This is a genomic window from Cronobacter muytjensii ATCC 51329 (assembly GCF_001277195.1).
In the GTDB taxonomy this organism is placed as follows: domain Bacteria; phylum Pseudomonadota; class Gammaproteobacteria; order Enterobacterales; family Enterobacteriaceae; genus Cronobacter; species Cronobacter muytjensii.
The window spans coordinates 1,516,756-1,528,748 of sequence record NZ_CP012268.1 but is presented as its reverse complement, the minus strand read 5'-3'; the positions used below and the strand labels follow the sequence as shown (position 1 = coordinate 1,528,748).

10 protein-coding genes are annotated in these 11,993 nt (G+C 60.8%); 5 read left to right on the top strand and 5 right to left on the bottom strand.

The window, feature by feature from the left end:
- Window positions 1-43 precede the first annotated feature (43 nt).
- Complete coding sequence (gene pdxR, locus AFK63_RS07125) at window positions 44-1,441, top strand: MocR-like pyridoxine biosynthesis transcription factor PdxR (RefSeq protein ID WP_038862489.1); 1,398 nt, start codon at window positions 44-46, stop codon at window positions 1,439-1,441.
- A gap of 6 nt (window positions 1,442-1,447) precedes the next feature.
- Here the strand turns inward: pdxR and AFK63_RS07120 are convergent, their stop codons facing one another.
- The 4 genes from AFK63_RS07120 to AFK63_RS07105 are packed head-to-tail and all read right to left on the bottom strand — an operon-like array spanning window position 1,448 to window position 5,354.
- The gene (locus AFK63_RS07120) at window positions 1,448-2,299 is read right to left on the bottom strand and encodes an ABC transporter permease (RefSeq protein ID WP_407638551.1); all 852 of its coding nucleotides are present in this window, start codon (window positions 2,297-2,299) and stop codon (window positions 1,448-1,450) included.
- Window positions 2,300-2,304: 5 nt separating this feature from the next.
- On the bottom strand, window positions 2,305-3,138 hold the full coding sequence (locus AFK63_RS07115) for an ABC transporter permease (protein ID WP_038862488.1): 834 nt from the start codon (window positions 3,136-3,138) through the stop codon (window positions 2,305-2,307).
- A 60-nt stretch (window positions 3,139-3,198) separates the two neighbouring features.
- Window positions 3,199-4,344 (bottom strand): ABC transporter substrate-binding protein, encoded by a 1,146-nt coding sequence (locus tag AFK63_RS07110; RefSeq protein WP_038862485.1) that lies wholly within the window; start codon window positions 4,342-4,344, stop codon window positions 3,199-3,201.
- A 32-nt stretch (window positions 4,345-4,376) separates the two neighbouring features.
- The gene (locus tag AFK63_RS07105) at window positions 4,377-5,354 is read right to left on the bottom strand and encodes an ABC transporter ATP-binding protein (RefSeq protein WP_038862484.1); all 978 of its coding nucleotides are present in this window, start codon (window positions 5,352-5,354) and stop codon (window positions 4,377-4,379) included.
- 155 nt (window positions 5,355-5,509) lie between these two features.
- Between AFK63_RS07105 and AFK63_RS07100 the strand changes: the two genes are divergently transcribed.
- From AFK63_RS07100 to AFK63_RS07085, 4 genes are all read left to right on the top strand, one after another.
- Window positions 5,510-6,259 (top strand): MBL fold metallo-hydrolase, encoded by a 750-nt coding sequence (locus tag AFK63_RS07100; RefSeq protein WP_038862482.1) that lies wholly within the window; start codon window positions 5,510-5,512, stop codon window positions 6,257-6,259.
- Window positions 6,256-7,272 (top strand): LacI family DNA-binding transcriptional regulator, encoded by a 1,017-nt coding sequence (locus tag AFK63_RS07095; protein WP_038862481.1) that lies wholly within the window; start codon window positions 6,256-6,258, stop codon window positions 7,270-7,272. Before AFK63_RS07100 ends, AFK63_RS07095 begins: the two co-directional genes overlap by 4 nt.
- Before the next feature lie 133 nt (window positions 7,273-7,405).
- Window positions 7,406-9,337, top strand: coding sequence for an alpha,alpha-trehalase (locus AFK63_RS07090; RefSeq protein WP_038862480.1), 1,932 nt, complete (start codon window positions 7,406-7,408; stop codon window positions 9,335-9,337).
- 205 nt (window positions 9,338-9,542) lie between these two features.
- The gene (locus tag AFK63_RS07085; protein WP_038862479.1) at window positions 9,543-11,657 is read left to right on the top strand and encodes a TonB-dependent siderophore receptor; all 2,115 of its coding nucleotides are present in this window, start codon (window positions 9,543-9,545) and stop codon (window positions 11,655-11,657) included.
- A 55-nt stretch (window positions 11,658-11,712) separates the two neighbouring features.
- Here AFK63_RS07085 and AFK63_RS07080 read toward each other — a convergent pair whose 3' ends face one another.
- Window positions 11,713-11,967 (bottom strand): GlsB/YeaQ/YmgE family stress response membrane protein, encoded by a 255-nt coding sequence (locus tag AFK63_RS07080; protein ID WP_038862478.1) that lies wholly within the window; start codon window positions 11,965-11,967, stop codon window positions 11,713-11,715.
- Between the last annotated feature and the right edge of the window lie 26 nt (window positions 11,968-11,993).

The window sequence follows — 11,993 nt, the reverse complement described above, 5'->3', positions numbered from 1 at the left end:
TGACATAGTAAAAAGGGTCATAAATGATGAAACGAGGCAGGACATGAAACCGGGCTATCGCGAGATTTACCAGCGTTACCGCCAGAATATCCGCGACGGCGTATTGAAACCGGGCGACCGCGTGCCGTCCATCCGTCTGCTGGCGCAGGAGTTACAGGTCGCGAAGAAAACCGTCGAGGCGGCCTACGCGGTGCTGGTAGGCGAAGGCTATCTGGTAAGCCGCGGGCCGCAGGGCACCTGCGTCAACCCGGCGCTCGCGTCAGTACCGCGCCCGGCAGTGCCAGCGCCAGCGCACCCGGCCGGTAACGATGGCCTGCTCACCCTTCACGAACCTGACGGCTTTTTGCGCCCCGGCATTCCGTCGCTGGACCGCTTTCCTTATAAGAAATGGCTGCTGCTGTGCGCGCGCGCAACGCGCGCCATGCGCCCGGAAGAGATGGTAAACCCGCCCGTCGCGGGCTTCGCGCCGCTGCGCGCGGCCATCGCCAGCTATCTGACCATCTCGCGCGGCGTGGCATGTGACGCCGACGATATTTTCATCACCAGCGGCTATCGCGGCAACCTGCTGCTCACCCTCCAGGCGCTGCTGGGCCACGGCGACCGCGTGGCGCTGGAAGAGCCAGGGTATTTTGTGGGGCAGCGGCTGCTGAAAGCCCGCGCGCCTGCGCTGTATCCGGTGCCGGTGGATGATGAGGGCATACAGGTAGCGCATCTGCAACGCCACTGCCCGGACGCCCGGCTCGCCATCGTGACGCCCTCGCATCACAGCCCGCTTGGCGTCACGCTCTCGCTGCCGCGCAAGCAGCAATTGCTCGCATGGGCGTCTCAGCACAACGCGTGGATTGTGGAAGATGATTACGACGGCGAGTTTCACTACACGCGTAACGTGCTGCCGTCGCTGAAAAGCCTTGATACCGATGATCGCGTGATTTACATCGGCACCTTCAGCAAGACCATTATGCCCTCGGTACGCATCGGCTATCTGGTGATGCCGCGGTCGGCCAGACAGGCTTTCCTCGAAAGCGGCGCCCTCTTCACCGGCGGCCAGCCGCTGCTGATGCAGAAGATTCTGGCGGCGTTTTTAAGCGGCGGCGATTTCTACGCGCACCTGAAGAAAATGCGCGCGCTTTATGCCCGGCGGCGTGAAATGGCTATCAGGGCGCTGCACCAGGTCTATCCCGGCGTGTTTGCCACGCCGCTTGAGGATGGCGGCATGCATGTCGTGGCCTATTTAAAAACGGCCACCTGCGACGAGGCGCTCGCCCGCGTCTGGCAGCAGCACCAGTTGCAGGTGAACGCGCTCTCGCCCTGGTACCTGCTGCCCGAAAAACGTTACGGGTTAATTATCGGTTACACCAATCTTCGCTCGCAGGAAGAGGCAGTGGCGCTCCTGACGCGCGCCGTGGCCGACACGCGCGCGCTGCTCGGCGAGACAGGCTAAACGCCGTTATTTGCCGAGCTTCGAGAGCATCTCCGGGCGCATGAACTTATTCACCACCAGCATAAACACCACCGACGGGAGCAGCAGGATCAGCGCGGTAATCGACGAGATCTGATAATTGCCGGACATACTGGCGTTATAAAGCAGTAGCGGCAGCGTGCTGATATCCGGAGCGCCGACAAAAAACGCGCCGGTAAACTCATCCAGCGACTCCAGAAACACAAAAATGCTGGCGGCGATGATGCCAGGCGCCGCCTGCGGCAGCACGATGCGAAAGAACGTGTACGCCGCGCTCGCGCCGAGGTTGCGCGCGGCGCGCGGAAGTAGCGGGTCGACGCTGCTGAACGCCGCCACGCTTATCCAGATGGCGTACATCATGCCGTGAACGCTGTGGACCAGCACTACGCCCGTTATCGTCCCGTTCAGCCCCCACTGATAAAAGAGCCGCGCCACGTTCATATAGACCGTCAGTCCCGGAAACGCCTGCGGGATCAGAAACAGCAGCATAAAGAAAAAGCGCAGCGGCATTCCCTTGCGGGAGAGCGCGTAGCCGGCGGGCACCGCCACCACGAGACACACCGCCACGGTCAGTAGCGCGATGCCGATACTGGTGAGCAGCGATCCCCCGACATCGCTGTAGGGGCTGAATACCTGCGACCAGTATTTCATTCCCCATTCGGCGGGCAGCGCGTGCGGGAAATACCAGCGCTCCGCCACGGTCCAGATAAGCAGATTCAGCACCGGGCCGAGCAGTATCAGCAGCAGCAACACCAGCAGCAGCGTCTGCCAGAAGAGGCCCGCGCGAAACGGCGTCAGGCTAAAGGCGCGCGCGGGCGTGAACGCCGGGTTTTCCGCCATCGGGCTCATGCGTGGGCTCCTTTCTCTTTAAGCGTATGGCGCAGGTAAAACCACGACAGCGCGGCGCAAATCAGATATGAGATAACCCCGAGCGCGTTCGCGACGTGATAATCGCCATAAGAGCTGACGCGAAACGCCATATCGACGGTCATCATGGTGGGCGTGCCGGTGCCTATCATCAGCGGCACCGACAATACCGAGAGCATCGTGACGGTGGAGAGCACCAGCGCCACGCCGAGCGTCGGCAGCGCCTGGGGCAGCAGCACCTGCAACAGAATCCGCAGGCGCGACGCGCCGAGATTTTTCGCCGCCTGGATCTGCGAGGGCTCAATCGCCGCCATCGCGCCGCAGGTCAGGAGCGTCACAAACGCCATCTGCTTCCAGACGAACGTAATAATGATGCCCTTCCAGCCGAGCCAGGAGACGGTGTCGAGCGGCGTCATCAGACCGCCTGCCACCAGCGCGTTATTCATCAGGCCGTTTTTGGCGAGAAACGTGCGCATCATCTGCGCCGTCACGATAAACGGAATAAACAGCGGCAGACGGTAAAGCAGCCCGAACGCGCGCGCCAGAAGAGGGTATGGCGAGAGCACAATAACGCCGGAAAGCGTCACGGCGATAACCGCCAGCAGGGCCACCGACACCAGCACGATAGCAAGCGAGAACAGAATGTCCTGCGAGTAGAGGTCAAAAACTTTACGAAAGTGCGTCAGGGTAAACCCTGAGGCGTCGGTGACAAACGCCGACACCAGCGAAAAGCCCAGCGGATATAAAAACAGGACGGCGGTAAGCAGCGCGGCGGGCGCTACCAGCAGGCCGTAATGAAGGGATTTTCTCATCAGGTTATTCCCGGAAAGTCACCAGAACAGCGCCCGACGCGACCGTCGGGCGCGCGGGGGTCAGTTTGAGACCTGGCTCTCGTAGCCCTCTTTGATATCGTCAAAGTACGGGGCAATCGGGAAGCTCTTGCCGTAGTTCGCCAGCGTCTGCGGCGAGATTTCGGCGAACAATTTCTGCCAGGTCGGCGCGTCGAGCTTTGCTTTTACGTACTGCGCGTCGATGCCCGGATACCAGTTGAACTGCTTAACGATGCCCTGCGCCTGCACGTCCGGGCTTGTCGCGAGCGCGATAAAGTCCTGCGCAAGCGTCGCCTGCGCCGCACGGGCCGGGACGACGTAATACATCGGCTGGCCCGGCATCCCCGGCGCAATCAGCGCGAGCTTCAGCGACGGCGGCACTTTGCCCTGATCTTTCCAGCTATAAAACATATCCACCCACACAGGCCCCATGGCGATTTCGCCGCGGCTTAGCATATCGAGCGTGCCGGCGTTGCCCGGCGTGAAGGTCACGTTCTGGTTAAAAGCTTTGAGTTTTTCAAACGCGGGCCCCCAGCTTTTCTCGACGCTTTTATCATAAGGCTGCGCGCTGAGCCGCGCGGCGTCGGTGCCGTAAGCGTAGATCCAGCCCACCACGAAACTCACGCCGGACATGCCGTTTTTGATGCCGTTATAGCCAAACGCCTTCGGGTTTTTCTGCGCCCACCGCACCAGCTCGTCATACGAGGCGGGCGGCGTTTTTACCAGCTCGCTGTTGTAAGCAAGCGCCGTCTGGCTCAGGAACATCGGCATCACATAGCCGTCGACATCCACGCCCAGCGCATTGCGGGCGCTCGCCTGCGAGACCATTTTCCCGGTCGGGATCTGGTCGCGGAATTTCGCCAGCAGCCCCTTTTCCACAAGCTCCCCACCCGCCTTCTGATGCACAACCGCGACGTCGATATCCCACTGCGGCGACCCGCTCTGCTGCTGGGCGGTCAGCTTTTCGATGATTTTATTAGAGCCCGCACCCCCAGGCCCGGTGCCGACCACCCGGATTTTCACACCGGGATGACTCGCCTCGAAGCGTGGCGCAAGAAAGGTTTTAACGTAATCGACCATATTCTGGTCGCCCGCTGTCGCCACGTTCAGCACCGTTTCCGCCTGCGCGCTGGCAAGCGTGCCGAACGAGAGCGCCGCGCACAGCGCAATGTGAGTTTTAGCAAACATGAAATACCCCTGACTGTGTGAGTAAAAGAGAACTAAGGCTGGTTAAAACGGTGCAGCGCCCGGGCTGGCACATGCAGCGCCACGGCGGCGTTGACGGGCCAGCTCTGCGGGCTGTCCGCCTGGAAAAGATGATGGTCGACCCGCACGCTGTGGCGATACTGGTGCCCCATAAATGCGCTCTGCTCGACAACGCCCGCAAGCGTCAGCCCGCCCGCGAGGGCCGTGCCGGGCGCGGCGCTTATCGTCACGTCGGCGCTGCGAAAACAGAGCGTCTCGCCCGCCTGCGCGCGAATACGGTTCGTGGCGCCCATAAAATCGGCCACAAACGGCGTTTGAGGCTGCTGCCAGATGGCCTGCGGAGTGCCGACCTGTTCAATACGACCCTGGTTGAGCACCGCTACGCGGTCGGCCATCACCAGCGCCTCTTCCTGATCGTGGGTGACGATAAGCGAGGTAAAACCGAGCTGCTGTTGCAGGGTTTTGATTTCATGGCGCACATTCAGGCGCACGCGGGCATCAAGGTTTGAGAGCGGCTCGTCGAGCACGAGCACATCCGGCTCTACCGCCAGCGCCCGGGCCAGCGCCACGCGCTGCCGCTGCCCGCCGGACAGCGCGCTGATTTTGCGGTCTTCAAAGCCGGATAAATTCACCAAAGCCAGCATCTTTTTTATTTGCGCCTGGATGTCGGCCTTCGGTAATTTACGCAGGGTTAATCCAAAGCCAATATTTTGCGCCACCGTAAAATGCGGCCATAACGCATAACTCTGGAACACCATAATAATATTGCGCCGCTCCGGCGCCAGCGCCGTGATATTGCGCCCGGCGAGAATAATCTCACCGGATTCCACTGGCACAAAACCGCACAGCGCGTTTAACAGCGTCGTTTTCCCACAGCCGGACGGGCCAAGCAGCGCAATCATTTCCCCGCGATGCACGGATAAATCAATATTGTGAAGCACCGTGTTATCGCCATAGCCCATTTTTAATTGCGTTATCTGTAAATAACTCATCGCCCTCACCTGCATTCTCGCGACATTATTTTTAACGATGAACACGTGTTCACTACGGTGTAAAAAAAATGCAACGTCGCCCCGACATGATAGGCACCTACTTTGTCGCGCCTTTGTGACAATTTAATTAAGTGAGCGGGAAAACAGGTGGGAAAATGATTATTGATGTGCTCGGCAGCGGCAGCGCGTTTGCCACGCAGCAAAATACCTCGTCAATCACTATCCAGGGCGGCGGGCAGTGGCTGGTGGATTGCGGCCCGACGATCCCGCGCGCGCTGTGGCAGCGTAAAACGGACATTAACGCTATCGACGTTATCTGGTTTACCCATATCCACCCCGACCACTGCGCGGGGCTCGCCCCGCTGCTGAACCAGTGGAAAAGTTTCGGGCGCGTCAAACCGCTCACTATTTTTTGCGAGCCTGCCCAGCGCGCGGTGTTGCAGCAGTTGTCTCTGCTGGCGGTCTGGCCGCAGACCACGTTCTGTTTTGATATCGACTGGCAGGATATTACCGCCGAGTCGCGCTGGCGCGACTGGCGCATCCGCAGCGCGCCGACGCAGCATGAAATCCCGTGCCGCGCGCTGCGCATCGACGCGCACGGCATGGCGCTGTTTTACAGCGGTGACGGCCGGCCGACGCCCGACAGCCTGGCGCTGATGGCCGGCGCGACGCTGGCGTTTCAGGAGTGCGCCTCGTGGCAGGCGCTGGAGGATGACGCCTCCCACGGCGATTTCCCCTCCTGCCTGACGGTGTGCGAATGCCTGCAACTGCCCGCGCTGGGGCTTTATCACTGCTGGGAGGCGGATATTCCGGCTATTCGCGACGCCTGCGAGCGCCACCCGGCGCTGTTTTTAGCACAAGACGGCCAGCGTTACGATCTGGCTCGCCTGCGGGCGGCGTTATGAAGCCGCGTCAGACGCGGGGGGCGGTAACGGCGCAGGATGTCGCGACGCTTGCGGGCGTGTCGCGCGCCGTGGTGTCGCGCGCGCTTGGCGACAGCGGCAGCATTTCACCTGAGACCAAAGCGCGGGTGCTGGCCGCCGCCAGAGAGCTTGGGTATCAGGTTAATTTTCTGGCGCAGGGGCTTAACCGCCAGCGCAGCCAGCTTATCGGCGTGATTGTGGCGCGCATCGGCGATCCGTTTCGCAGCGCGCTGCTGGAGGCGCTCATTAAGGCTATTTCGCAGCGCGGCTACCAGGCGCTGGTGACGGAAATCGCCGGCGAGACGGAGCTTGAGGTGACGCTGCGCCGTTTTATGCAATATCGCGTCTCAGGCGTGGTGGTGACGTCCGGCCAGCCGCCCGAGGCCATTATCGATGACTGCGTGCGGCATCAGATCCCGGTGGTCGGCATTAACCGCCCGGCAACGCATGCGCGGGTGGACACGGTCTGCTCCGATAACGCCCAGGGCGCGCAGCTTGCCGCCGCGCAGCTGTGCGACGCGGGCTGTCGCCGCTTCGGCTGGCTTAACTATCCGCACTCGACCTGGGCGGGCGTTGAGCGCGGCGCGGCGTTTCAGGCGGCGCTCCGCGCGCGCGGAGTGCGCGAGGCGCATGCCACGCCACTTAACGCGCCGGAAGACGGCTACCAGGGGGGCCTTGCGGCGGCGCGCAGCGCTCACGCCTCGCTGGACGGGATTTTCTGCGCCAACGCGCAGCTCGCCTGCGGCTTTCTCGACGGCATGCGGCGGCTTGGCAAAACCGCGCCGCACGATTTTCATCTGATCGGGTTCGACAACACCCCGCAGACGGCGTATGACGCTTATCAACTTACCACGCTGCATCAGGATGTGACGGCGCTTGCCGCACGGGCGCTCGACTGTCTCGCCGACCGCGCGCGCCAGCCGCATACGCCCGCGCGCGTCGAGTGGGTTCCCGTCACGCTCGTGCACCGGCAGACCTCGCCCCGGCTAACCTAAACCGGGGCTGAACCGGGGGCGAAAAACAGAAATTTCCCCTTTACGCGCCCTCGTAACGGGAATATTCGTCTAAGGTTTTCATATGGTTGATTCGCAGTGGTGTGCGCTGCGCCCCGTTAAGGAGAATTAATTGATGACACAAGCCGTTACGCGCCGTCCCCGGACGCTGTTTTTCGCCATTCAGGTCGCCCTCAGCGGCGCGCTGCTGGCCTTCTCCACGCTGCCTGCCAGCGCGCAGGACGCGCCCGCGGAACGCGCCGCGCCGCAGTCGCCGGATCAGCTGCTCGGTCCGCTGTTTACCGATGTGCAGAGCGCGAAGCTGTTTCCCGATCAGAAAACCTTCGCCGATGCGGTGCCCAAAAGCGACCCATTGATGATCCTGGCCGACTACCGCATGCAGCGTAACCAGTCGGGCTTCGATTTACGCCACTTCGTCGAGCTGAACTTTACCCTGCCGCAGAAAGGTGAAGCCTATGTGCCGCCCGCAGGCCAAAGCCTGCGCGAGCATATCGACGGCCTGTGGCCGGTGCTGACGCGCTCCACCGATTCCGCCAGCAAATGGGATTCCCTGCTGCCGCTGCCGAAGCCTTACGTGGTGCCGGGGGGACGTTTTCGCGAAGTCTATTACTGGGACACCTACTTCACTATGCTGGGCCTCGCCGAGAGCGATCGCTGGGATAAAGTGCAGGATATGGTCGATAACTTCGCCCATGAGATTGACGCCTGGGGCCATATCCCGAATGGCAACCGCAGCTACTATTTAAGCCGTTCCCAGCCGCCGTTCTTCTCCTTTATGGTGGAACTGCTGGCGACCCATGAAGGCGGCGACGAGACGCTGAAAAAATATCTGCCGCAGTTGCAAAAAGAGTATGCCTACTGGATGGAAGGCAGCGAAAATCTCGCCCCGGGCGACGCCCATGAGCGCGTGGTGAAGCTGAAAGACGGCGCGCTGCTGAACCGCTACTGGGACGATCGCGACGCGCCGCGTACCGAATCCTGGCTTGACGACGTGACCACCGCTAAAAACAACCCGGATCGTCCGGCGACGGAAATCTATCGCGATCTGCGCGCAGGTGCCGCCTCCGGCTGGGATTTCAGCTCGCGCTGGATGGATAACCCCCAGCAGCTCGGCTCGATTCGCACCACCACGATCCTGCCGGTGGATCTCAACGCCCTGCTGTTCCAGCTGGAAAAAACCCTGGCGCGCGCCAGCAAAGCGTCGGGCGACGCCGCGGGCGCTACCCGCTATGAATCGCTCGCAAGCCAGCGTCAGCAGGCGATGGAAACCCACCTGTGGAACGCGAAGCATGGCTGGTATGCCGATTACGATCTGAAAACTAATAAGGTGCGCGATCAGCTGACCGCCGCCGCGCTGTACCCGCTGTATGTGAAAGCGGCGGCGCAGGATCGCGCCGAGAAAGTGGCGGCCGCCACCCGCGCGCAACTACTGAAACCGGGCGGTATTCTGACCACCACCGTTAACTCCGGCCAGCAATGGGATGCGCCAAACGGCTGGGCGCCGTTGCAGTGGGTCGCCACTGAGGGGCTGATGAATTATGGTCAGAAAGATCTGGCGATGGACGTCACCTGGCGTTTCCTGACTAACGTGCAGCACACCTATAACCGCGAGCAGAAACTGGTGGAGAAATATGATGTCTCCTCTACCGGCACCGGCGGCGGCGGCGGTGAATACCCGTTGCAGGACGGTTTCGGCTGGACGAACGGCGTGACGCTAAAAATGCTCGACCTGCTGTGCGGCACGGAAAAACCGTGTAATGACGTGCCGCAGACGCGTCCTGGCAGCGCTAGCGCACCGCAGCAGGACAACAAAATGCTGAGCAAACCCGCCGCGCAGAACACGCCTGCCGAAGCGGAAACCGCCGCACCGGCGAAAGCGGAATCTGCGGCACCGCAGCAGGACGGCAAAATGCTGAGCAAACCCGCCGCGCAGAACACGCCTGCCGAAGCGGAAACCGCCGCGCCGGCGAAAGCGGAATCTGCGGCACCTGCCGAAGCTAACGCGCCTGCCGCGCCGACCAGCAGCGCTCCGGCTCCGGCACAGTAATACCGGCGTGACCTCCCACTGCCCTCGTTCGGGGGCAGTTTTTTTCGCTTTCTGACGCGCTTCGCGCTCTTTTTCACCAGATATATTTTCCCCGCCAATTTTGTCAGTTGAAATCCCCCGCCCTTAACGATAATAATTCGCATTCTTTATTACATATCGTTACGTCCCTGTTACACCAGCAGCGGGCAAACCTGAGAAGACAACAATGAAAATGGCTTTAACCCTGAAACGCTCCGCAGCGCTCTGTGCGCTGGCGCTGGCCGCGCCGCACGCAACGCTTGCTGAAGAGACCATCACCGTCAGCGCCGCCCCTGCGCAAACTGCTACCTCCCCCACTGAAGGCTATACGGTAAAAAGCAGCACCGGCGCGACCAAAACCGACCAGCCGCTCATCACGACCGCGCAGTCGGTATCTGTAGTGACGCGTCAGCAGATGGAAGATCAGGGGGCCAGCACGTTTACAGAGGCGCTCAATTACACGCCGGGCGTTTTCTCAAATGTGGGCGGCGGCGCGACGCGCTTTGACGCGCTGGCGCTGCGCGGTTTTCACGGCGGCGATGTCGATAATATTTTCCTCAACGGCATGCGCCTGATGAGCGACGGCGGCAGCCATAACATTTTGCAAATCGATCCGTGGTTTATTGAACGCGTGGATGTGATTAAAGGCCCGTCATCCGCGCTTTACGGACAAACCATTCCGGGCGGGCTGGTGAATCTCACGGCTAAACGTCCGCAGTTCGATTCCGAGGGGCATTTCCGCCTGTCCGCCGGCACGCAAAATACCAAAAGCGCCGCGTTTGATTACACAGACGCCATTAACGATCAGTGGGCATACCGCCTGACCGGCATTACCCGCAACACAGATACCCAGTACGACAATACCCGGGAAGAGCGTTACGCGATTTCGCCCTCCCTGCTCTGGCAACCGGACAGCGATACCAGCCTGCTGTTAAGCGCGTATCTGCAAAAAGATCCGTCAGGCGGCTATCACGGCTCTTCGCCTGCCGAGGGATCGCTTTATTCACACAATGGCCGCAAAGTCAGCCACACCTATAACGAAGGCGACGCCGGCGATGGCTATCGCCGCCGCCAGCAGATTTACAGCGTGGAGTTTGATCACCGCTTTAACGAGACGTGGTCGGTACACTCCAGCGGCAGCTATACCCACAGCAACGCCTCGCTGGATCAGGTTTACCAGACAGGGTGGCTTAGCAATAACCAGCTGGCGCGCGGCTATGTCGGCTATGAGGAGTCGCTTAACGCGTGGTCAACCGATAACCGCCTGCAGGCGGATTTCGCGACGGGCGAGGTGAACCACACCGTCGTGCTGGGCGCGGAATATCATCGGTTCCGCAATGATATCCAGGGCGCGTACGGCACCGCCGCGCCGTACAACCCGTTCACCGGCGATACGGCGCAAACCGGGCATGTGGTCACTTCCACGAATGACTTTAATCGTCGTTACTATCAGACCGGCGTCTATCTGCAGGATGAGCTGGAGTGGAATCGCTGGCACGCCACGCTTTCTGGCCGCTATGACCGCATCGTATCCCGACAGGTAAGTGATACCGCAGGCACCACGATCCGTCGCTCTGATGACCATGTTGGCGGGCGCGCCTCGCTGCTCTATGCCTTCGAAAACGGGTTATCGCCCTATATCAGCTACAGCCAGGCGATCACCCCATCCATCCTGTTCGATGCCAGCGGTGATTTTCTTAAGCCCAGCACTTCTGAACAGTATGAAGGCGGCCTGAAGTACCAGCCGCCAGGCACGTCGGATATGTACACCATCGCTATGTACGATCTGAAACAGAAAGATGTCTCCCAGCGCGATGAAAATATCGCGACGTCGAGCTATCAGGCCGTCGGTAACGTGAAGTCGCAAGGCGTGGAAATTGAAGCGCGTAACCAGCTTACGCCGCGTTTGAGCACCATTGCAGGCTACAGCTGGAACCGTGTGCGTTTTGAAGACTCTCTCGGGGGTAAAAATGGCAACACGCCGCTGCTGACGCCGGATCAGATAGCCTCGCTCTGGGCGCACTATCAGTTCGATTACGGCATTAGCGCGGGCGCGGGCGTGCGCTATATCGGCAAGCAGTGGGCGGATGACCAGAACACGCGTCGCGTCTCTTCCGTGACGCTGATGGATGCGATGGTCAAGGCCGATCTCGGCGCCTGGAACAGCGCGCTCAAAGGGGCGTTTGTTCAGGTGACGGCGAATAACCTGACCGATCGCGACTATATTTCCGGCTGCTATACCACCAACTGCTACTGGGGGGCGGAGCGCAGCGTGACCGCAACGGTCGGCTACGATTTCTGACATAAAAAAACGGCCCCGCGGGGCCGTTTTTTATAAACGCGTGGATGCCGTGGGGTTAATCCCTGCGCACCATGCGGAACACCAGCAGCACCACAATCGCGCCGACAACCGCCACCAGGAAGCTTGGCAGATTAAAGCCCGTCACGCTGCCGCCGATACCAAAGAAGGTCGCCAGCCAGCCGCCGACCACGGCGCCGACAATCCCCAGCACGCAGGTCAGAATAAATCCGCCGCCGTCGCGGCCTGGCATAATCAGTTTGGCGATGATGCCTGCAATAAGCCCAAACACTATCCAGGACAAAATACCCATAGTCTCCACCCTCTTGGTTAAGTTCT

What these genes read in the sequence shown, in the direction of transcription:
- pdxR (WP_038862489.1), top strand. Translation starts at nt 44, where the DNA reads ATGAAACCGGGCTATCGCGAGATTTACCAGCGTTACCGCCAGAATATC.
- AFK63_RS07120 (WP_407638551.1), bottom strand. Translation starts at nt 2,299, where the DNA reads ATGGCGGAAAACCCGGCGTTCACGCCCGCGCGCGCCTTTAGCCTGACG.
- AFK63_RS07115 (WP_038862488.1), bottom strand. Translation starts at nt 3,138, where the DNA reads ATGAGAAAATCCCTTCATTACGGCCTGCTGGTAGCGCCCGCCGCGCTG.
- AFK63_RS07110 (WP_038862485.1), bottom strand. Translation starts at nt 4,344, where the DNA reads ATGTTTGCTAAAACTCACATTGCGCTGTGCGCGGCGCTCTCGTTCGGC.
- AFK63_RS07105 (WP_038862484.1), bottom strand. Translation starts at nt 5,354, where the DNA reads ATGAGTTATTTACAGATAACGCAATTAAAAATGGGCTATGGCGATAAC.
- AFK63_RS07100 (WP_038862482.1), top strand. Translation starts at nt 5,510, where the DNA reads ATGATTATTGATGTGCTCGGCAGCGGCAGCGCGTTTGCCACGCAGCAA.
- AFK63_RS07095 (WP_038862481.1), top strand. Translation starts at nt 6,256, where the DNA reads ATGAAGCCGCGTCAGACGCGGGGGGCGGTAACGGCGCAGGATGTCGCG.
- AFK63_RS07090 (WP_038862480.1), top strand. Translation starts at nt 7,406, where the DNA reads ATGACACAAGCCGTTACGCGCCGTCCCCGGACGCTGTTTTTCGCCATT.
- AFK63_RS07085 (WP_038862479.1), top strand. Translation starts at nt 9,543, where the DNA reads ATGAAAATGGCTTTAACCCTGAAACGCTCCGCAGCGCTCTGTGCGCTG.
- AFK63_RS07080 (WP_038862478.1), bottom strand. Translation starts at nt 11,967, where the DNA reads ATGGGTATTTTGTCCTGGATAGTGTTTGGGCTTATTGCAGGCATCATC.